The 20,745-nt window shown below is 39.3% G+C and carries 20 protein-coding genes; 13 read left to right on the top strand and 7 right to left on the bottom strand.

Features of this window, described 5'->3' with window-relative positions; all coding sequences use genetic code 11:
- Nucleotides 1-69: 69 nt before the first annotated feature.
- The 11 genes from C0T34_RS10175 to tilS all read left to right on the top strand — a co-directional run bounded on the left by C0T34_RS10175 (nt 70) and on the right by tilS (nt 12,620).
- A complete protein-coding gene (locus C0T34_RS10175; protein WP_036934019.1) occupies nt 70-567 on the top strand; it encodes an OmpH family outer membrane protein in 498 nt (165 codons plus the stop codon).
- Nucleotides 568-570: 3 nt separating this feature from the next.
- Entirely contained in the window at nt 571-1,599 is a 1,029-nt protein-coding gene (gene lpxD / locus C0T34_RS10170) for a UDP-3-O-(3-hydroxymyristoyl)glucosamine N-acyltransferase (protein ID WP_098942015.1), read from the top strand.
- Nucleotides 1,600-1,722: 123 nt separating this feature from the next.
- A complete protein-coding gene (gene fabZ / locus C0T34_RS10165) occupies nt 1,723-2,175 on the top strand; it encodes a 3-hydroxyacyl-ACP dehydratase FabZ (RefSeq protein ID WP_006535887.1) in 453 nt (150 codons plus the stop codon).
- 3 nt (nt 2,176-2,178) lie between these two features.
- Nucleotides 2,179-2,982 (top strand): acyl-ACP--UDP-N-acetylglucosamine O-acyltransferase, encoded by an 804-nt coding sequence (gene lpxA / locus C0T34_RS10160; protein ID WP_098942016.1) that lies wholly within the window; start codon nt 2,179-2,181, stop codon nt 2,980-2,982.
- 7 nt (nt 2,983-2,989) lie between these two features.
- Nucleotides 2,990-4,162 carry a lipid-A-disaccharide synthase gene (gene lpxB / locus C0T34_RS10155; protein WP_098942017.1) on the top strand — a complete coding sequence of 391 codons (1,173 nt, stop codon included), beginning with the start codon at nt 2,990-2,992 and terminating at the stop codon, nt 4,160-4,162.
- Nucleotides 4,162-4,752 (top strand): ribonuclease HII, encoded by a 591-nt coding sequence (rnhB, locus tag C0T34_RS10150; RefSeq protein WP_098942018.1) that lies wholly within the window; start codon nt 4,162-4,164, stop codon nt 4,750-4,752. Before lpxB ends, rnhB begins: the two co-directional genes overlap by 1 nt.
- Before the next feature lie 21 nt (nt 4,753-4,773).
- Nucleotides 4,774-8,256, top strand: coding sequence for a DNA polymerase III subunit alpha (gene dnaE / locus C0T34_RS10145; protein WP_098942019.1), 3,483 nt, complete (start codon nt 4,774-4,776; stop codon nt 8,254-8,256).
- A 12-nt stretch (nt 8,257-8,268) separates the two neighbouring features.
- Complete coding sequence (gene accA, locus C0T34_RS10140; protein WP_075671682.1) at nt 8,269-9,228, top strand: acetyl-CoA carboxylase carboxyl transferase subunit alpha; 960 nt, start codon at nt 8,269-8,271, stop codon at nt 9,226-9,228.
- A gap of 239 nt (nt 9,229-9,467) precedes the next feature.
- Entirely contained in the window at nt 9,468-10,211 is a 744-nt protein-coding gene (locus C0T34_RS10135; protein WP_098942020.1) for an SDR family oxidoreductase, read from the top strand.
- 147 nt (nt 10,212-10,358) lie between these two features.
- Nucleotides 10,359-11,252: a DMT family transporter gene (locus C0T34_RS10130; protein WP_098942021.1), complete on the top strand. Its 894-nt coding sequence runs from the start codon at nt 10,359-10,361 to the stop codon at nt 11,250-11,252.
- Nucleotides 11,253-11,288: 36 nt separating this feature from the next.
- Entirely contained in the window at nt 11,289-12,620 is a 1,332-nt protein-coding gene (gene tilS / locus C0T34_RS10125) for a tRNA lysidine(34) synthetase TilS (RefSeq protein ID WP_109850121.1), read from the top strand.
- A gap of 33 nt (nt 12,621-12,653) precedes the next feature.
- On the opposite strand, the gene rof is transcribed toward tilS, so the two are convergent.
- On the bottom strand, nt 12,654-12,914 hold the full coding sequence (rof, locus tag C0T34_RS10120; RefSeq protein ID WP_098942023.1) for a Rho-binding antiterminator: 261 nt from the start codon (nt 12,912-12,914) through the stop codon (nt 12,654-12,656).
- A gap of 262 nt (nt 12,915-13,176) precedes the next feature.
- On the opposite strand from rof, the gene nlpE reads away from it, so the two are divergent.
- Nucleotides 13,177-13,857, top strand: coding sequence for an envelope stress response activation lipoprotein NlpE (gene nlpE / locus C0T34_RS10115; RefSeq protein ID WP_083629074.1), 681 nt, complete (start codon nt 13,177-13,179; stop codon nt 13,855-13,857).
- Nucleotides 13,858-13,949: 92 nt separating this feature from the next.
- Here the strand turns inward: nlpE and proS are convergent, their stop codons facing one another.
- From proS to metN, 6 genes are all read right to left on the bottom strand, one after another.
- Nucleotides 13,950-15,665, bottom strand: a complete 1,716-nt coding sequence (proS, locus tag C0T34_RS10110; protein WP_098942025.1) for a proline--tRNA ligase — start codon at nt 15,663-15,665, stop codon at nt 13,950-13,952.
- Between the two features lie 207 nt (nt 15,666-15,872).
- Complete coding sequence (gene tsaA, locus C0T34_RS10105) at nt 15,873-16,580, bottom strand: tRNA (N6-threonylcarbamoyladenosine(37)-N6)-methyltransferase TrmO (RefSeq protein WP_109850120.1); 708 nt, start codon at nt 16,578-16,580, stop codon at nt 15,873-15,875.
- Complete coding sequence (gene rcsF, locus C0T34_RS10100) at nt 16,577-16,987, bottom strand: Rcs stress response system protein RcsF (protein WP_083629073.1); 411 nt, start codon at nt 16,985-16,987, stop codon at nt 16,577-16,579. The genes tsaA and rcsF overlap by 4 nt, the downstream gene beginning before the upstream one ends.
- A 130-nt stretch (nt 16,988-17,117) precedes the next feature.
- Nucleotides 17,118-17,933, bottom strand: coding sequence for a MetQ/NlpA family lipoprotein (locus tag C0T34_RS10095; protein WP_098942027.1), 816 nt, complete (start codon nt 17,931-17,933; stop codon nt 17,118-17,120).
- A gap of 66 nt (nt 17,934-17,999) precedes the next feature.
- A complete protein-coding gene (locus C0T34_RS10090; RefSeq protein WP_023582692.1) occupies nt 18,000-18,653 on the bottom strand; it encodes a methionine ABC transporter permease MetI in 654 nt (217 codons plus the stop codon).
- Nucleotides 18,646-19,677 carry a methionine ABC transporter ATP-binding protein MetN gene (gene metN / locus C0T34_RS10085; RefSeq protein WP_109850119.1) on the bottom strand — a complete coding sequence of 344 codons (1,032 nt, stop codon included), beginning with the start codon at nt 19,675-19,677 and terminating at the stop codon, nt 18,646-18,648. Before metN ends, C0T34_RS10090 begins: the two co-directional genes overlap by 8 nt.
- 192 nt (nt 19,678-19,869) lie before the next feature.
- On the opposite strand from metN, the gene gmhB reads away from it, so the two are divergent.
- Nucleotides 19,870-20,436, top strand: coding sequence for a D-glycero-beta-D-manno-heptose 1,7-bisphosphate 7-phosphatase (gmhB, locus tag C0T34_RS10080; protein WP_098942028.1), 567 nt, complete (start codon nt 19,870-19,872; stop codon nt 20,434-20,436).
- The last annotated feature ends 309 nt before the right edge of the window (nt 20,437-20,745 follow it).

Genomic DNA, 20,745 nt, shown 5'->3' with positions numbered 1-20,745 from the left:
GATTCATAATGCTGAAAAAGGCATCCGATTTCTGACAAAAAATTATTTTTGGTTTTAAGGAGTTTAATCGTGAAAAAATTGTTATGTGCCGCTGCCCTAGGAATGGCATTGACCATGTCAGCAGGTGTTCAAGCCGCAGATAAAGTAGGTGTTGTGAACATCGGTCAAGTTCTCCAACAAATTCCTAACCGTGATGCGGTAGAGAAACAATTGGAAAATGAATTCAAATCACGTGATACTGAATTGCAGAACTTAGGTAAAGCACTACAGACCGCTGTTGAGAAATATCAAAAAGATGCACCAACTATGAATGCAACACAACGTGCAAATACAGAGAAAGATCTGGTTGCTAAACGTGAAGCATATGCACAAAAAGCACAAGCTTTTGAGCAAGACTTTAGCCGTCGTCAAGCTGAAGAACGTAACAAAATCATGAAACGTGTATTAGACGCTGTTGATGCAGTAGCGAAGAAAGAAGGCTATGATGTGATCCTTGATGCTAACACTGTACCTTATTTCGCAGATGGTAAAGATATTACTGCTCAGGTTCAAAAACAGGTTAAATAATAGATGTTTTCAATTCGATTAGCTGATCTTGCTCAGCAGTTGAATGCACAGTTACACGGCGATGGTGATATCACTATCGCCGGTCTTGCTTCAATGAGCCTAGCAAATGGCGAACAAATTACATTTCTTTCCGATAGTCGCTATCGTGAAAAATTAAGCGAATGTCAGGCTGCTGCCGTTGTATTAACAGAAGCTGATCTTCCATTTTGTCCCGTTGCCGCACTTGTGGTGAAAAATCCGTATCTTGCCTACGCTCAAATGGCACAGATTATGGATACAACACCACAGCCAGCACAGGATATTCACCCAAGTGCTGTTATTTCTCCTGATGCTAAGTTAGGAAAGAATGTATCAGTGGGTGCAAATGCAGTTATCGAATCTGATGTTATCCTTGGCGATAATGTTGTGATTGGTGCTGGTTGTTTTGTGGGTAAAAAAGCACATATTGGCGATAATAGCCGTTTATGGGCAAATGTATCCGTTTATCATGAGGTTATCATTGGTAAAGATTGTCTGGTTCAATCAGGTACTGTGATTGGTTCAGATGGTTTTGGTTATGCTAATGAACGTGGTAATTGGATTAAAATTCCACAATTAGGTTCAGTGGTAATTGGTGATCGCGTTGAAATCGGTGCATGTACTACAATCGACCGAGGCGCATTAGATAACACAGTTATCGGTAATGGTGTTATCATTGATAACCAGTGCCAAATCGCACATAACGTCATTATTGGTGATAATACCGCTGTTGCTGGTGGTGTCATCATGGCGGGTAGCCTGAAAATAGGCCGCTATTGTATGATTGGTGGAGCAAGTGTTATCAATGGTCATATGGAAATCTGTGATAAAGTCACGGTAACAGGTATGGGAATGGTAATGCGTCCTATCACTGAGCCGGGTGTTTATTCTTCAGGAATTCCGCTACAACCGAATAAAGCATGGCGTAAAACCGCAGCACTTGTGTTGCGAATTGATGAAATGCAAAAAAGGCTCAAGTCGCTTGAACGTCAAGTAGAAAGTAGCGACAAGTAACAATATACGTCATTGACGAATGTTACCTATTTTGCGACCTGCGGGTTAACTCACTTTTTGAGTCACAGCAGGTCGTGTCATTATTAATTAGACTCAGTTTTATTAGACAGGAAGAGTATTGCAATGAGTGAGAATCATACTCTGCAAATCGAAGAAATTTTAGATTTACTTCCACACCGTTACCCATTCTTATTGGTTGATCGTGTTCTTGATTTTGAAGAAAAGAAATTTCTAAGAGCAGTAAAAAATGTATCTTTTAATGAGCCTTTCTTTCAAGGTCACTTTCCAGGAAAACCAATTTTTCCGGGCGTTCTGATCCTCGAAGCCATGGCACAGGCAACGGGTATTTTAGCATTCAAAAGCGTAGGAAAGCTGGAACCTGGTGAACTCTACTATTTTGCTGCTATTGACGGTGCTCGCTTTAAACGTCCTGTCTTACCTGGGGATCAAATGATCCTAGAAGTAGAATTCATTAAAGAACGTCGTGGTGTTGCTCGCTTTAAAGGCGTCGCTAAAGTTGATGGGGAAATTGCTTGCGAAGCTGAAATGATGTGTGCTCGCCGCCGTGAGGTCTAGCCTATGATAGATAAATCCGCAGTAATTCACCCTTCTTCAATTATTGAAGAGGGTGCGGTAATTGGTGCTAATGTTCGCATTGGCCCTTTTTGTGTCATTGGTGCTAATGTTGAGATTGGTGAAGGAACTGACATCAAATCTCACGTTGTTATCAATGGGCACACATGCATTGGTCGAGAAAATCAGATCTATCAATTTACTTCTATTGGTGAAGTTAATCAGGATTTGAAATATCGAGGTGAACCAACGCAAGTCATTATTGGTGATCGAAACCTTATTCGTGAAAGTGTGACTATCCATCGTGGAACAACCCAAGGTGGTAATATCACAAAAATTGGTAACGATAACTTACTGATGATTAATACCCACATCGCACATGATTGTATCATTGGTGATCGTTGTATTATTGCAAATAACGGCACTCTGGGTGGTCACGTCACTTTAGGTGATTTTGTGATTATCGGTGGTATGAGTGCGGTTCATCAGTTTTGCCAAATTGGCTCTCACGTGATGGTCGGTGGATGTTCAGGTGTGGCACAAGATGTCCCTCCTTTTGTTATTGCACAAGGAAACCACGCAACCCCTTATGGGCTGAATATTGAAGGATTAAAGCGCAGAGGTTTTGCTAAAGAAGATCTTCATGCAATCCGTAATGCTTACAAAGTGCTCTATCGTAATGGTAAAACACTGGAAGAAGCGCGTGAAGAAATTGGACAATTGGTTGCTGATAACAATAATCCGCATGTCAAATTGTTCAGTGATTTTCTGGAAAACTCAGCAAAATCTAACCGCGGTATCATTCGCTAATTAGGATATGACCTTGTCAGGCCAATTATCTACTACTCAGCGTCCGTTAGTTATCGGCTTAGTTGCTGGTGAAACGTCCGGTGATATCTTGGGCGCGGGATTAATCCGCGCTCTAAAACAAATGCATCCCAATGTTCGGTTTGTCGGTGTTGCTGGGCCTCTTATGCAAGCTGAAGGTTGTGAAGCTTGGTATGAGATGGAAGAGCTCGCCGTTATGGGGATCGTTGAAGTTCTTGAACGATTACCTCGCTTATTAAAGATCAGGAAAGATCTCACTCAACGATTCTCAGAATTAAAGCCTGATGTTTTCGTGGGGATCGATGCACCTGATTTTAATATCACCCTTGAAGGTCGTTTAAAGCAAAAAGGGATCAAAACTATTCACTATGTCAGTCCATCTGTATGGGCTTGGCGTCAAAAACGTGTTTTCAAAATTGGTAAAGCGACAGATCTCGTCTTAGCTTTTCTGCCTTTTGAAAAATCGTTTTATGATAAGTATCAGGTTCCCTGTCGTTTTATTGGTCATACAATGGCTGATGCCATAGCCTTAAATCCAGACAAAAAGGCTGCTCGTGAACACCTAGGGATATCTGAGGAAACCCCTTGTTTAGCACTTCTTCCCGGTAGCCGTCATGCTGAAGTTGAGATGCTAAGTGCTGATTTTATAAAAACAGCACAATTACTAAAACAGCAAATTCCCTCTCTTCATATTGTTGTGCCATTAGTTAATGCTAAGCGACGAGCCCAATTTGAACTAATACATCAGAATGTGGCGCCAGAACTTGAGATACAACTTCTTGATGGACAAGCAAGAGAAGCAATGACTGCGAGTGATGCGACTCTGTTAGCATCAGGTACAGCCGCATTAGAATGTATGCTAACGAAATGCCCAATGGTTGTTGGTTATCGTATGAAACCATTTACTTTCTGGTTAGCAAAACGATTAGTCAAAACGCCTTATGTCTCACTACCTAACTTGTTAGCTGGTCGAGAAATTATCAAAGAATTATTGCAAGAAGAGTGCGAACCTTCGGCATTAGCACAACAGCTTTTACCTCTTTTAACCGATGAAGAAAAAGTACGTCAATTAAAAGAGATATTTTTACAGCTACATAGCGCCATTCGTTGCAATGCGGATGAGCAAGCAGCAAATGCAGTATTAGAATTGGTAGAGAAATAATGGAATTTGTATATCCAAAAGCAAACCTTATTGCTGGAGTTGATGAAGTTGGTCGAGGCCCATTAGTGGGTGCAGTGGTTACCGCTGCCGTTATTCTTGATCCAGCAAATCCAATTGAAGGGTTAACAGACTCCAAAAAGCTAACAGAAAAAAAGCGTAATGCTCTTTATGACGAAATAAAAGAAAAAGCATTATGCTGGGCGATAGGCCGTGCAGAGCCTGAAGAAATTGATGAATTAAATATTCTTTGGGCAACCATGAAAGCAATGGAACGAGCTGTTGGAGGGTTATCAATAACACCTGATATGGTCTTAATTGATGGTAACCGTTGCCCTAAATTACCTATGGCCTCTCAAGCGGTTATAAAAGGTGATAGTTTAGTTCAAGAAATTAGTGCAGCTTCTATACTTGCTAAAGTGACTCGTGATAGAGAAATGGAAGAGTTAGATAAGCTTTACCCTGATTATGGTTTTGCTAAACATAAAGGATATCCAACTGTTTTCCATATGGAAAAACTAGCCTTATTAGGGGCAACACCCTATCATCGAAAAAGTTTTGCGCCTGTAAAACGTGCTTTAAATTTAAAGTAATCCACAGAGTAATTAAACACTATGGCAGATCCTCGTTTTATCCATCTTAGGGTACACAGCGATTATTCAATGATCGATGGATTGGCAAAAACAGGGCCTCTTGTGAAGAAAGTGGCTTCGCTAGGAATGCCTGCTTTTGCGATTACTGATTTCACTAACTTGTGTGGGCTAGTGAAATTCTATGGTGCTGCACATGGTGCAGGCATTAAGCCTATCATTGGTGCTGATGTTTACCTTGAAACAGAATTATTAGGTGATGAATATGCTCATCTCACTATTCTTGCACGCAATAATGTAGGGTACCAAAACCTAACTTTATTGATTTCTGAAGCTTATAAACACGGTTACGGCGCTGTTGGACCGACGATTAAACAAGAGTGGTTAACAACCTATAAAGAAGGGCTCTTGTTACTTTCAGGCGGTCGAATGGGAGATGTGGGTAAGTTCCTACTTCGTGGTAATCGAGCTTTAGTCGATCAATGCCTTGAGTATTATCAAACTCATTTCCCTGATAGTTATTATCTAGAACTGATCCGTACAGGTCGTACTGATGAGGAAACTTATCTTCATGAAGCCGTTGCACTGGCTTCTGAAAAAGGTTTGCCTGTTGTTGCAACCAATGATGTCTGTTTTCTTGATAGTGATGATTTTGATGCACACGAAATTCGTGTCGCCATTCATGATGGATTTACGTTATCTGATCCTAAGCGTCCTAAGAATTATAGCCCTCAGCAATATATGCGCACAGAAGAAGAAATGTGTGAATTATTTGCTGATATACCTGAAGCATTAGAAAACAGTGTTGAAATCGCTAAACGCTGTAATGTCACGATCCGCTTAGGGGAATACTTCCTTCCACAATTCCCAACAGGGGATATGAGTACAGAAGATTTCCTCGTCAAAAAATCACAAGAAGGTTTGGAAGAGCGTTTAGCTTTTCTATTTCCTGATCCTGAAGAGCGACAAAAAAGACGTCCTGAATATGATGAGCGTCTTGATATCGAGCTGAAAGTGATTAACCAAATGGGATTCCCTGGTTATTTCCTTATCGTGATGGAGTTTATTCAGTGGTCTAAAGATAATGGTGTTCCTGTTGGTCCTGGACGAGGTTCAGGTGCCGGTTCACTAGTGGCGTATTCACTGAAAATCACGGATCTCGATCCTCTTGAGTTTGACTTGCTTTTCGAACGATTCCTTAACCCTGAACGTGTTTCGATGCCTGATTTTGACGTCGATTTCTGTATGGAAAAACGCGATAGAGTTATCGATCACGTTGCTGAAATGTACGGCCGAGATGCAGTATCTCAGATCATTACATTTGGTACGATGGCGGCGAAAGCCGTTATTCGTGATGTTGGCCGCGTTTTAGGACACCCTTACGGTTTTGTTGATAGAATTTCAAAACTTGTTCCTCCTGATCCGGGTATGACGCTGGAAAAAGCGTTTGCTGCCGAGCCTCAATTACCTGAAATTTATGAAGCCGATGAAGAGGTTAAGTCTCTTATTGATATGGCTCGTAAATTAGAAGGGGTAACACGTAATGCGGGTAAACACGCTGGTGGTGTTGTTATTTCACCGACAAAAATTACCGATTTTGCGCCACTTTATTGTGATGCAGAGGGAAATAACCCCGTTACACAATTTGATAAGAACGATGTTGAATATGCTGGTCTTGTTAAATTTGACTTCTTAGGTTTAAGAACACTAACCATTATTAACTGGGCATTAGAGATGATTAATGCTCGGCGTACTAAAAAGTCACTCGAACCTGTTGATATTTCAGCAATCCCATTAACAGATCCGCGCAGCTTTGATATGTTGCAGCGTTCAGAAACAACTGCGGTATTCCAATTGGAATCTCGTGGTATGAAAGATCTTATCAAACGTCTACGCCCTGACTGCTTTGAAGATATGATTGCACTTGTTGCTCTATTTCGTCCGGGGCCATTGCAGTCAGGCATGGTAGATAACTTTATCGACCGTAAACATGGTGTTGAAGAGATTTCATACCCTGATGTTAAGTGGCAACATGAAAGCTTACAGCCCGTTCTAGAACCAACCTATGGTGTTATCCTATACCAAGAACAAGTTATGCAAATTGCACAGGTTCTTGCGGGATATACACTGGGCGGCGCGGATATGTTACGACGCGCAATGGGTAAGAAAAAACCTGAAGAGATGGCAAAGCAGCGCTCTGTTTTTGAAGAGGGTGCTATCAAAAACGGCGTCGATGGTGAGCTTGCTATGAGGATCTTTGACTTGGTGGAGAAATTCGCCGGTTATGGATTTAACAAATCACACTCAGCAGCATATGCATTAGTTTCTTATCAAACATTATGGCTAAAAGCCCACTATCCAGCTGAATTTATGGCTGCCGTAATGACGGCAGATATGGATAACACGGAAAAAGTGGTGGGATTGGTTGATGAATGTTGGAGAATGGGCTTAAAGGTTCTTCCTCCTGATATTAATAGTGGCCTTTATCATTTCCACGTAAATGATGAAGGTGAAATCGTTTATGGTATTGGTGCCATTAAAGGTGTGGGTGAAGGCCCAATTGAAGCAATTGTAGAAGCGCGCCAGCAAGGCGGTCACTTTAAAGATATTTTTGATCTCTGTGCTAGAACAGAAACGAAAAAATTGAATCGCCGAGTGATGGAAAAACTGATAATGTCAGGCGCATTCGATAAGCTGGGGCCTCATCGAGCTGCTTTGATGTCTTCATTAGAAGATGCATTAAAAGCTGCAGACCAACATGCCAAAGCTGAAGCAATAGGACAATCGGACATGTTCGGTGTGTTAGCTGAAGCTCCTGAACAAGTTGAGCGTTCTTATGCCAATATACCTAAATGGCCAGACCAAGTCGTTTTAGAAGGTGAGCGTGAGACTTTAGGTTTATATTTAACAGGTCATCCGATCACACGTTATTTAAAAGAAATTGAACGATATGCGGCAGGAACGCGTCTAAAAGATTTAGTACCAACACCTCGTGGTCAAATGGTGAAGGTTGCAGGCTTAGTACTTGCTTCTAAAGTGTTTACAACGAAACGTGGAAATCGGATCGGCGTTTGTACCTTAGATGATCGTTCAGGTCGCTTAGAAATTATGTTATTTTCTGATGCATTGGATAAATACCAACATTTATTAGAGCAAGACAAGATTTTAATTGCCACTGGGCAGGTCAGCTTTGATGATTTCAATGGTGGGCTTAAAATGACAGTCCGCGAACTTATGGATATCAACGAAGCCCGTGAAAAATATGCACGAGGACTTGCTATCTCATTATCGGACAGGCAAATTAATGAGCAATTATTAAATCGTCTTCGCGGCGTTTTAGAACCTCATCGTTCAGGCACGATACCGGTTCACCTTTATTTTGAAAAGCATGATGCCTGCGCACGTTTACGATTTGGTGCGACTTGGCGTGTAACGCCAACAGATATGCTTTTAACGGATCTGCGAACTCTGCTGGGTAATGAGCAGGTAGAATTAGAATTTGACTAAAATAGGAATGTTATGAGTCTTAATTTTCTGGATTTTGAACAGCCAATTGCCGAGTTAGAAGCGAAAATTGATTCGCTAACCGCAGTTAGCCAACATGATGAAAAAATTGATATTAATATCGATGAAGAAGTTTCACGCTTAAGAGAAAAAAGCCTAGAGTTAACGCGTAAGATTTTTTCTGATCTTGGTGCATGGCAAGTTGCACAACTTGCACGTCATCCATTAAGACCTTACACACTGGATTATATTCATCGTATCTTTACTGACTTCCAAGAATTAGCGGGCGATCGCGCTTATGCTGATGATAAAGCTATTGTTGGTGGTATCGCGCGTTTAGACGGTCGTCCTGTTATGGTTATTGGGCACCAGAAAGGACGTGAAACAAAAGAGAAAATCCGCCGTAACTTTGGTATGCCAGCACCGGAAGGTTATCGTAAAGCACTTCGTTTAATGGAAATGGCACAACGTTTTAATCTTCCTATTATCACCTTTATTGATACTCCGGGTGCTTATCCTGGCGTGGGTGCAGAAGAACGTGGCCAATCAGAAGCAATCGCACGTAACTTACGTGAAATGTCACGCTTTGGTGTGCCAATCATCTGTACTGTTATTGGTGAAGGTGGTTCTGGTGGTGCGTTAGCCATTGGTGTTGGTGACAAAGTGAATATGCTGCAATACAGCACTTATTCTGTTATTTCACCAGAAGGTTGTGCATCTATCCTTTGGAAAAGTGCAGATAAAGCTCCTCTAGCTGCAGAAGCAATGGGTATCACTGCAAACCGTTTAAAAGAGCTTAAGCTAATTGATACGGTTATTCCTGAGCCTTTAGGTGGCGCACATCGTCATCATGATGAAATTGCAGCGTCTTTAAAAGCACAAATTAAATCTGATTTAGAAGAGTTAGATACATTTGACTCAGAAGAGCTAACAAACCGTCGTTACCAACGTTTAATGGAATACGGTTACTGCTGATAGCATGGTGCTATTCAAAAATAAAAGAGAGCCTCATGTTGACGACATGAGGTTTTTTTTATCCATATAACTATCCCTTTCCAAGACAATAAATCCAGGTGATATTAACTATAATATATTATATATCAATATGTTAAGTTGATCTCAAAAACAATATTAATTCACTTTTTTACTAAAAGAATAATTAGTCATATCTATTATTTTATAGAGTCATTTACTTCTTTTATGAGGAAAAATCGATGATATCGTTTAATGGTAAAGTTGGAATTATTACAGGCGGTAATAGTGGTATTGGTTTGGCTTCTGCGGAAAAATTTTTATCCTTAGGTGCATCAGTTGTTATCACTGGTAGTAATTTAGAACGAGGCAAAAAAGCAGAAAAACATCTAAAAGAGAAAGGACTTTTAGGTGAATTTATACAAATGGATGTGAAAAGTGAAAAAGAAAACGAACAACTTATTGATTATGTCGTAAACAAATATGGGCAATTGGATTTTATCTTTGCTAATGCAGGTGTTTTAACCGATAACATCGCAGATAAATTAGAGTATGAAAAATGGAAAGGGGTATTAGATGTTAATCTTAATGGACTCTTTCTGATTAATCGTGCAGCAATTAAATATTGGCTGAAAAACCAACTATCAGGTGCGATTGTTAATTGCAGTTCGATTTGTTCCTTTGTTGGTCAACATGAATTTCCTGCCTATTGCGCATCAAAAGGCGGTGTTAAATTACTGACACAAACACTTGCTATTGATTATGCAAGCAAAGGTATTCGTGTTAATGCAGTTTGTCCGGGATATATTGATACACCTTTATTAGATGATCGTGAACTTGATAAGCAAAAGTTAGCGACACTGCATCCTATTGGTCGTCTCGGTACGCCAGAAGAGGTAGCTAATGTTGTGGTATTTTTAGCTAGTGATGCAGCCTCCTTTGTTACTGGCGCCTCTTATTTAGTAGATGGTGGTTTTACTGCTTAATGGTGTTTTTTTAATATAAAGCAGAATAATCATTATTCTGCTGATTTTTATTTATCTCTTACTTCTATTCTTTACTGTCTTTTTTGTTTAAACGCTTTATTATCAAAAATACGATTTTAACAATAAATTAACTATTTTGGTTTTTATATGGCATTCTCAATTACCACAAAATCCCTTATCTACGCATTACTATGTGTGTTAATTTGGAGTTTTATTCCCGTTATTTCTCGTATAGGGCAAGCTTCTTTAGATAATTTTCAATTTTTATTCTGGTCCAATGTTTTCTCAATGATTGCAGTTATTCTCACTGCACTTTTTATGAAGAAAACGCCAACACAATTATTTAATTTATCTAAATCGATCTATTGGAAAGTGTTTATTCTTGGTGGGTTAGATTGTCTATTCTATTTATTGCTCTATTACGGTTACACATTAGAGAATGGCATTGCGGTATTGGTAATACAGTATAGTTGGCCATTATTAATTATTGGATTATCGGTTATTTTGCTGAAAGATAGGCTAACTTTAGGTCAAATCATTGGGGTTATTTTAGGTTTTATTGCCGTTATTATCACCTTCACTAAAGGAAACATCACAGAAATTGCCGTCGATAATCCTCAAGCTTTATTACTCGTCTTTGCTGGAGCCTTTTGTTTTGCATTAATGTCTGTGCTTTCCAAACAATTTTCACTTGATGCTTATATGAGCACGGTATGGTTATTTATTTTTTCAACACTGGTTTCATTGATTCTAATGTTGATGTTTAGTGAGTTTAAACTACCAGATAGTCCATCTTGGCTTTCTGTCGTTTTAAATGGTGTATTAATCAACGGTGTCTCTTATATTTTATGGTTTAAAGCCATGAATAGTGGTGAGTCGACCAAAATAGCTTCCATTGTTTTTCTTTCGCCTGTGCTTTCAATGATTTGGTTAGTCGTTATATTTCACGATCCTTTTGTTATTGCTTATGCAGTAGGACTAGGTTTGGTATTAATTGCAGGAATACTTTGTATTCGTGCAAAATCAGGTAGAAAAGATTAACATAATCATCTGAATTCACTGATAAATGACGATACGATGAAACAGGAATACGGCTTACTCCTTAGAGAAATCAAACAACAAATTGATCCTTACACTAAAATTTTGGTGGGTTTTAGTGGTGGAGTCGATTCCACAGTTTTATTACAAGGGCTTGTGCGTTTACGTGATGAATTCCAATTACCTTTAGAATTAACGGCTATCTATATTCATCATGGATTAAACATTAAAGCGGATGACTGGCTTGCTCATTGTGAACAATGTTGTCAGCAATGGTGTGTCGATTTTATCAGTGAAAAAGTGAATGTAGATCCTAAAGAAGGCGGTCTTGAAAATGGTGCAAGAGAGGCACGTTACCAAGCCTTTCGTCGATATTTACAGCCACAACAAGTGTTAGTGACTGCTCAACATCAAGATGATCAAGCTGAGACCTTTTTACTGGCTTTAAAGCGAGGCAGTGGTCCGGCAGGGCTTTCTTCAATGCCAGCAAAAATGGTATTTGAAAATAGCTATTTGCTTCGACCATTACTCAATATTACGCGTGAGCAAATTGAATCTTATGCTACTGAACAAGGGCTAGATTGGATAGAAGACGATAGTAATCAAGATGATCGCTATGATCGTAATTTTTTGCGCTTGCGTGTTATGCCCTTATTGGCTCAACGATGGCCTCACTTTTCTCAAGCAGTGACTCGAAGTGCGGCTCTGTGTGGTGAACAAGAAGCACTATTAGATGAACTATTAGATTCTGAACTTAATGCTTTAATGGACAGTGAGCACAGTTTAGATATCAATCAACTGGCTCACTGTAGTGTTATCAAACGTAATGCTTTATTGAGGCGCTGGTTTGCTAAGCACAATAAGACCATGCCATCAAGACAACAAATTTTACGATTATGGCAAGAGGTTGCCTTAGCAAAAGAAGATGCCGAGCCTCGATTGCAATTTTATCAAGATGAAGTTAGACGCTATAAACAGCGCCTTTATCTAGTTTCAATTATCCAAGACCCGATTCATCATGCTATCGAGTGGTCGCTCACTGAGCCTTTGTGTTTACCTAATGGATTAGGGACTTTATCACTTGTAGCCAAAACAGGAAAAAACACCGTTAGAGCGCCTTTTAGTGATGAAAAAGTCACAGTGCGTTTTGGTTTAACACAAGCATCTTTGCGTATTGTAGGGCGAGAGCACGCTCGACACAGTAAAAAGATTTGGCAAGAGCTTGAAGTTGCGCCTTGGCGTAGAACTAGAATTCCTTTGATTTATTATAATGATACGTTAATTGCAGCTATTAATACGTTTGTTACTTTTGAGGGAAAAACAACATCAGAACACGCTATTACTATTGAGTGGAGAGAGGCTCATGAATGAACAACCGCCGGTTGGCGGTTGTTCTTTATTCGGTTATTCCGATTTTATAACAATAGTCCCAAGTTCGGGATTTGAAAAACTGGCAATGATATCCAGCCTTAAGTCTTTAGAACCTTCAGACGTTTTAACTTTTAAGTATTCAACCTTCTTGCTTAAGAAAAGGTCATCCGCAACGCCTTCAATAAGCTCACCATCATGCAGTTCAATATGGAGCGCTAAACTACGCTGGCATGCTAACTCCAGATACTCATAATCATCACAGTTAATTGGTTGATATTCTGTATTTGTTGACATATTCCCTCACCACTCGTTCGTGGCGGTGTTGCCGCCAGTGAATAATTCAGAATAAAATCATTATGCTGTTATTCGATGTGAGCACAATAGTTATTATAATAATTTTCTGAAATAGTTCTTTATTCGAAGTGATTTGAGAAATAATTAATAATTATGGGTGCATTTATCTTAAAGCTTGTTTTATTGCCCCCTTTTATTTTAAAAAATGTTAGAATCGTATTGAGAATGATTTATTAAAAAGTACCCAGAATGTAGGGAGTCGATGATGGGGAAAAAACTTTTATTTGCAGCCGTTGCTGCTGGGTTATTTGTACTGTCAGGTTGCCAAAATAATATTGGCTTATCACTTGATGGAAAGATTGTAGACCAAACTTACAACAGTATTCTGCCTTGTGCCGATTGCTCAGGTATCGACACGACAATTCTTGTTAATCAAGATGGCTCTTATGTTATGGAGCAAAGCTATCAAGGTTCACCTGATGATAAACGTAGTTTCTTTGAATCAGGAACATGGGTATTAGGTAAAGATAAGCTGACGTTGACTAATAGCTATGGTGAGAAAAGCTATTACTTACCTCGTGAAGATAAATTAGTCATGCTTGATATTGATGGTAACGTGATTAATTCAGAGCTGAATTATACTTTAGCTAAGGTTCAGCCTAAACAGCTTGCTGGCGAGTTTACCTATTTTGCTGATGCTGGAACATTTAAAGATTGTCAATCGGGGCGTGTTTACGCAGCTAGTGGTATTGAATTGGAAAAAGGCTATTTCTCAACTGGTGTCGATGGTGGCACACCTGTTTACCTTGAAGTTAATGGTTATTACAGCATTCGTCCTTCAATGGAAGATGGTAAATATGACAGAGCGTTAGTGGTTACTGATGAAAAACCTCGTTTTAATCGCCATGGCTCTTGCGGAAACCATCGTGGTGGCAGAAGCTAAGTTTTAGTCTCTATTTCTTTCTAATAAAAAACCCGCTGATGCGGGTTTTTTGTTTTATCAATCAAGCCCCTTAAAGATTAGGGGACTAATAATTAAGCGAGTTGCTCTTTAATAAAGGCAACAACATCGTCAACATTGACTAGTGATTTATCATCACTACGACGCGCTTTATATTCGATTTGATTGTTGTCTAGATTACGATCACCAATCACGATAGTGTGTGGAATACCGATAAGTTCCATATCAGCAAACATTACACCCGGACGCTCTTTACGGTCATCAAACAGAACATCAATACCTTGAGCACGCAATTCGTCATAAAGTCTGTCAGCAACTTCTTTAACACGATAAGAACGATGCATATTCATTGGCAAAATAGCTACTTGGAATGGTGCAATCGCATCTGGCCAAATAATACCGCGAGCATCATGATTTTGTTCAATAGCGGCAGCAACAATACGAGTTATACCGATACCATAACAACCCATAGTAACAATTTGGTTATGACCTTCTTCGTTTTGTACCGTTGCTTTTAATGCTTCTGAGTATTTTGTGCCAAGTTGGAAAATATGACCAACTTCAATACCACGTTTGATCAGTAATGTTCCTTTACCGTCTGGGCTTGGATCACCTTCAACAACATTACGGATATCAGCAATTTCAGCAACAGGCAGGTCACGCTCCCAGTTGATACCAAAATAGTGTTTACCATCAACGTTTGCACCAGCACCAAAATCACTCATTACAGAGACAGAACGATCCATAATAACAGGTAGTGGCAGATTAACTGGGCCTAATGAACCTGGACCTGCATTTACAGCTTGGCGAATTTCAGCTTCAGTAGCGAAAGTTAAAGGAGCCGCAACGATAGCGCATTTTTCTGCTTTAACTTCATTAAGCTCGTGGTCGCCACGAACTAATAATGCAACTAATGGATGACCACTTTCTTTCGTACCATGAACAATCAGTGTCTTAACTGTTTTTTCAATTGGTAAATTGAACTGTTCAACTAATTCAGCAATTGTTTTAGCGTTTGGTGTATCTACTAAACGTAATTCTTCAGTTGCAGCTGCACGTGGCGTTGCAGGCATTACTGCTTCGGCTAATTCGATATTGGCTGCATAGTCAGAGCCGGTAGAGAAGACGATATCATCTTCACCGCTGTCAGCTAAAACTTGGAATTCATGAGAGGCGTTGCCACCAATAGAGCCAGTATCTGCAAGCACTGGACGGAAATCTAAACCAATACGTGAGAAAATTTTGCTGTAGGCTTCATACATTCTGTCATAAGTCTCTTGTAAAGACTCTTGAGAGATATGGAAAGAGTAAGCATCTTTCATGATAAATTCGCGCGAGCGCATAACACCAAAACGAGGGCGTACTTCGTCGCGGAATTTAGTTTGAATTTGATATAAATTCAGTGGAAGTTGTTTGTAAGAGGTAATTTCATTACGAACAATATCAGTAACAACTTCTTCGTGGGTTGGGCCTAAAACAAATGGGCGCTCGCCTCTGTCTGAAAAACGCAGTAATTCAGGGCCATACTGTTCCCAACGACCACTTTCTAGCCATAAGTCAGCGGGTTGAACAACGGGCATTGAAATCTCAAGTGATCCTGCGTTGTCCATCTCTTCACGAACAATTTTTTCAATTTTTCTTAGAACACGAACCCCTGTCGGCATCCAATCATAAAGACCAGAAGCGAGTTTGCGGATCATGCCTGCGCGAAGCATAAGTTGATGGCTGACAATTTCTGCATCAGCAGGTGTCTCTTTTAAAGTAGAGAGCAAATAGTGGCTAGTACGCATTATTAGGTTCCATTAGAACAAAAATACTTAGGCTGACTGTCACGCCAGTCTACATCAATATAATTAGAGAAAGACTTTAGTCTACCAGTGACTTAGGTCTGCCAAAAGGGGCAAAGCATTTTTTTCAATCTGATTTGTCTAAAGACATGAGAATGACTCTCAGATTAGACTATTCATGATAGCAATATCAATGAAGATAGTAGCAAGTTACCGCGGTTCTATACTAAGAACAAGTGTCTGTTGTCCATTGACTTGCCAGCGAATATTAAATTCGAGTAAGTGTACCGCATAAATTCTATCACTTTGTTCGCCCTTTTTATAAGCAGGACGAGGATCTTGCTGTAATACTTGGGTAATAAAACGTAAAAGATGAGGGTACTCATTGGCATAGTGTTGCAGTTGTTCTGATGCAACCTGTGAAAAGAAAACGGGCATTTCGTTACTAGGTGCTTCTTGTGCAAACCCTGCAATCGCATTTGGGCGCGATTCTGCAAACGGTAAATAAGGTTTGATATCAAGAATAGGAGTGCCATCCACTAAATCAAGGCTACCCAATTCTAAAATAACAGACTGGTTGCCCGTGTTTACTTTTTTCAATTCAACCAATGACATGCCAATTGGGTTGGGGCGAAAGGTTGAGCGAGTTGCAAATACACCAATTTTGACGTTTCCACCTAATCTAGGGGGGCGAACGAGAGGATGCCAACCTTGTTGTGCTGTTTGATGAAAAACAAAAATCAACCAAAGGTGACTAAATTGCTCTAAGCCTCGAACTGCATCAGGGTGATTATAGGGTGTATGTAGAATAAGTTGACCGTCGCCATCCTGGATCAATCCAGGTTGGCGTGGAACGGCAAATTTTTCTTTATAAGGGCTTGAGATATACCCTATAGGATTCATTTGGTAGGTGTTCATTTGGTAATGAGTAATGCTGTGCCTTCACAAATAGCGGATTGATAGCAACCTAAGCCTGTGACAATTTGGCATTCATGCAATAAAACGGCATTCGCATTTTTGTAAGCCGCTTTTGCTGCCATACTTTTTTTAGCAATAGGTAAACTTGCTGGTGGATCTTGCAATGTTTGACGACAAGATTCACCGGCGACGATACCGAGATCTTTAAAAGGAGCACCTAAAAGGTCTTCTGTTTTTTCAACAATACGCACCGAAGGTAAAGTCTGTGATCTTGGTTTTGGTGGCTGTCCGGGTTTATTTAAACGCATATCCGTAAATTTAGACTGATCAACATCAGATGATTTTTGCATTGAACAGCCTGTCATAAACAGCGCCATGATGCCAATAAGTAGCAAGCGCATGTGCATGGGTAATATCCTCTTTATTATTGTCTATACAAAAATTAAACGGCACTAATTTAATGCAAATTAGCCAAGTAAAAAAGAGAAAGGCGAACAAATGTCCGCCTTTTTTATAATTAAGTTAAATTTTAACGTATTACCAGCCTTTTACAGCACCGCCGTTAAAGATTTTATTTGCAGCGCTATCTACTTCATCAGTTTGGTAAGCTTGGATAAATTTCTTCACATTTTCACTGTCTTTATTATCTTCACGGGCAACAATGATATTTACATATGGAGAGTCTTTATCTTCAACAAAAATACCGTCTTTTGCTGGTGTTAAGTTTACTTGGCTAGCATAAGTTGTATTGATTACCGCTAAATAGATTTTTTGATCATCTAATGAACGTGGTAATTGAGGTGCTTCTAATTCTACTAATTTTAGATTTTTAGGATTTTCAATAATATCTAAAGAAGTTGGTAATAAGCCCACACCATCTTTTAATTTAATTAATCCTACTTTTTCTAATAACAGCAGTGAACGGCCTAAGTTAGTTGGATCGTTAGGAATAGCGACTTGAGCACTATCAGGTAAATCGGCTAAATCAGTAATTTTTTTAGAGTAACCTGCAATAGGATAAATAAATGTATTTCCTACAGCTGTAATTTTGAAATTACGATCTTTAATTTGCTGATCTAAATAAGGTTTGTGCTGGAATGCATTAATATCGATATCACCACGACTCAATGATTCATTCGGCATTACGAAGTCATTGAAAGTAACGAGTTCTACATCAAGACCGTATTTATCTTTAGCAACTTGTTTTGCTACTTCGGCCACTTGTTGCTCAGAGCCAGAAATAACACCAACACGAATATGGTTTGGATCTTTTTCTTTTTCACCACAACCAGCTAATGCTAATGCGCCAACTAAAGCACTTACGACTGCGAGCGATTTAAATTTTAATGACATACATTTACCCTTATTTGATCCGTTAACTAAAAGGTTTCGATTTAATAATTGAAACCTTTAATTTAATTATTTATGTGTTGTCAGCTTCACTAAGCGATCGCCGAAAAACTGAATGATAAAAACAAGAATAACGAGTAGAACAATCACAATATTCATTACTGTTGCATTATAGCCAACGTAACCATATTGATAGCCTATTTGACCTAAACCACCTGCACCAACGGCACCACCCATCGCTGAGTAACCTACTAATGTAATCAGTGTAATAGTTGCAGCGTTAATCAAGCCTGGTAAAGATTCTGGTAATAAAATTTTCTTAATAATTTGCATTGGTGTTGCACCCATAGAACGAGATGCTTCAATTAATCCTTGTGGGATTTCCAATAGCGTATTTTCGACCATACGAGCAATAAAAGGTGCTGCCGCAACAGTTAATGGCACGATAGCTGCTTGTAAGCCAATAGATGTTCCTACAACCAAACGAGTAAAAGGGATCATCCATACAAGTAAGATAATAAAAGGGATAGCCCTGAAAATATTCACAAGTGCTGAGATAACACGATAGGCAGGTGGGTTTGCCATAATTTGTTCAGGACGTGTGACATAAAGTAAAACACCAAGTGGTAGCCCGATAACAAAACCAAAGAAGCCTGAAACGAAGGTCATGACTAAGGTTTCCCAGATCCCACTAATTAATAAATAAACCATTCCTTCAGACATAACCGAGAACCTCTACTTTCACATGATGCTCTTCTAAAAACGCAATCGACTTTTCAGTATTACCATTCTTACCGTGTAACTCAGCTAACATCACACCAAACTTCACACCACCGGCATAGTCCATTTGTGAACTTAAGATATTAATATCTGCGTCAAAACGACGTGCAACGATGGACATTAATGGTGCATCAACTGATTGACCGTTAAATTCAAGTTTTAATAATGGAAATAAACCTTCTTCCCACTCTGATTTCATACGTTCTTTGTAATCTTCAGGAATATCCAATTGTAGTGTTGATTGGATAAACGCTTGAGAAACTGGTGTTTTTGGATGAGAGAAAACTTCACTCACGGCATCACTTTCAACTAATTCACCACCACTTATTACTGCAACCTGATCACAAATACGTTTTACAACATCCATTTCATGCGTGATTAATAAAATGGTGAGGCCTAAACGACGGTTAATGTCTTTTAATAATTCTAAAATAGAGCGTGTTGTCGCTGGATCGAGTGCGCTAGTTGCTTCATCACACAATAAAACGTTTGGTGAGTTTGCTAGTGCGCGTGCAATTGCAACACGTTGCTTTTGTCCGCCAGATAAGTTTGCTGGGTAATACTCTTTCTTATCTGACAAACCGACTAATTCAAGTAATTCATTAACACGCTTATTAATTTCAGCACGAGGCGTACTATCAAGTTCTAATGGCAGTGCCACATTATCAAATACTGTACGAGAAGACAGTAAGTTGAAATGTTGGAAAATCATGCCAATACCACGACGTGCTTTTGTTAACTCTTTATCAGATAACTTAGTTAGATCACGACCATCAACAAGTACTTCACCTGAAGTCGGTTTTTCTAACATATTCACACAACGTATAAGTGTACTTTTACCCGCTCCTGACGATCCGATAACACCAAAAATCTGCCCTTGAGGCACATGCAGGTTAATGTTTGATAGCGCTTGTATAGAACGCTCTCCCTGCTTAAACACTTTGTTTATATTCGTCAGTTTAATCATGTTTTTCTTTATATAAGTAGATATGGGACATAAAGACTATTCTGCCCGAGTTAAAATAGATGTTAAGGCGTCTAGACGGCTAAGTCAATAAAAAAGAGTTGAAGAATAATAAAGAAAGAAAGCCGTGGATATCATTCTCTATATAAGAAAAAACATGCGATACTAATAAAAATATCTAAATGGAGTAATGCTGTGAGCAAGGGGATTTCTGCGATTTTCTTAGATCGCGATGGAACTATTAATATAGACCATGGCTATGTGTCTGAAATTGATAACTTTGAATTTATCGATGGTGTCATTGAGGCAATGGCTGAATTAAAAGCTATGGGATATGCCTTGGTACTAGTGACTAATCAATCGGGTATTGGTCGTGGCTACTATAGTGAAGATCAATTTTTACACCTAACTGAGTGGATGGATTGGTCTTTGGCTGATAGAGGTGTTGATTTAGACGGTATCTATTATTGTCCTCATCATCCTGATGCCACTGTAGAAGAATATAAGAAAGAGTGTGATTGTCGCAAACCAGCCTCAGGTATGTTTATGGATGCAAAAGCACAATTAAACATCGATATGGCTTCTTCTTATATGGTAGGTGATAAAAAAGAAGATATGTTGGCAGCAAAAGCTGCGGGAGTGGGGCATAAAATTCTTGTTCGCACAGGAAAAGAGATAACTGAAGAGGCACAACAGTGTGCAGATTTTGTTCTCGATAGCCTTGCAGACTTACCAAAATGGCTAAAAAGCTACAAAAAATAGGCACTTCGTTTAATTTACCAACAAACGAACATTTTTTTTAAAAAAACTATTGCCAGCTTCAGAAAACTCCCTATAATGCGTCCTCGTTGTCACGGCACAGGGCGCTAAGCGAACTGGCTGAGAGAACGAAGAAAAAAGTGAAAAGCCTTGAAAATAAACGCTTGACACTGAATGAGGAAGATGTAGAATTCACCTCCTCGCAACAACGCAGAAGACCGGAAACGGCAGCGATTGTTGCACTGCTCTTTAACAAATTATCAGACAATCTGTGTGGGCACTCGCAGAGACGATATCTTCTAAAATATTAGA

It is taken from the genome of Proteus sp. CA142267 (assembly GCF_003336825.1).
Taxonomy (GTDB): domain Bacteria; phylum Pseudomonadota; class Gammaproteobacteria; order Enterobacterales; family Enterobacteriaceae; genus Proteus; species Proteus terrae.
This window is presented reverse-complemented; position numbering and strand designations above follow the sequence as displayed.

Bases quoted from the DNA above. Each gene is read 5' to 3' on its own strand.
- lpxD (WP_098942015.1), top strand. From the start codon at position 571: ATGTTTTCAATTCGATTAGCTGATCTTGCTCAGCAGTTGAATGCACAG.
- fabZ (WP_006535887.1), top strand. From the start codon at position 1,723: ATGAGTGAGAATCATACTCTGCAAATCGAAGAAATTTTAGATTTACTT.
- lpxA (WP_098942016.1), top strand. From the start codon at position 2,179: ATGATAGATAAATCCGCAGTAATTCACCCTTCTTCAATTATTGAAGAG.
- lpxB (WP_098942017.1), top strand. From the start codon at position 2,990: ATGACCTTGTCAGGCCAATTATCTACTACTCAGCGTCCGTTAGTTATC.
- rnhB (WP_098942018.1), top strand. From the start codon at position 4,162: ATGGAATTTGTATATCCAAAAGCAAACCTTATTGCTGGAGTTGATGAA.
- dnaE (WP_098942019.1), top strand. From the start codon at position 4,774: ATGGCAGATCCTCGTTTTATCCATCTTAGGGTACACAGCGATTATTCA.
- accA (WP_075671682.1), top strand. From the start codon at position 8,269: ATGAGTCTTAATTTTCTGGATTTTGAACAGCCAATTGCCGAGTTAGAA.
- C0T34_RS10135 (WP_098942020.1), top strand. From the start codon at position 9,468: ATGATATCGTTTAATGGTAAAGTTGGAATTATTACAGGCGGTAATAGT.
- C0T34_RS10130 (WP_098942021.1), top strand. From the start codon at position 10,359: ATGGCATTCTCAATTACCACAAAATCCCTTATCTACGCATTACTATGT.
- tilS (WP_109850121.1), top strand. From the start codon at position 11,289: ATGAAACAGGAATACGGCTTACTCCTTAGAGAAATCAAACAACAAATT.
- rof (WP_098942023.1), bottom strand. From the start codon at position 12,914: ATGTCAACAAATACAGAATATCAACCAATTAACTGTGATGATTATGAG.
- nlpE (WP_083629074.1), top strand. From the start codon at position 13,177: ATGATGGGGAAAAAACTTTTATTTGCAGCCGTTGCTGCTGGGTTATTT.
- proS (WP_098942025.1), bottom strand. From the start codon at position 15,665: ATGCGTACTAGCCACTATTTGCTCTCTACTTTAAAAGAGACACCTGCT.
- tsaA (WP_109850120.1), bottom strand. From the start codon at position 16,580: ATGAACACCTACCAAATGAATCCTATAGGGTATATCTCAAGCCCTTAT.
- rcsF (WP_083629073.1), bottom strand. From the start codon at position 16,987: ATGCACATGCGCTTGCTACTTATTGGCATCATGGCGCTGTTTATGACA.
- C0T34_RS10095 (WP_098942027.1), bottom strand. From the start codon at position 17,933: ATGTCATTAAAATTTAAATCGCTCGCAGTCGTAAGTGCTTTAGTTGGC.
- C0T34_RS10090 (WP_023582692.1), bottom strand. From the start codon at position 18,653: ATGTCTGAAGGAATGGTTTATTTATTAATTAGTGGGATCTGGGAAACC.
- metN (WP_109850119.1), bottom strand. From the start codon at position 19,677: ATGATTAAACTGACGAATATAAACAAAGTGTTTAAGCAGGGAGAGCGT.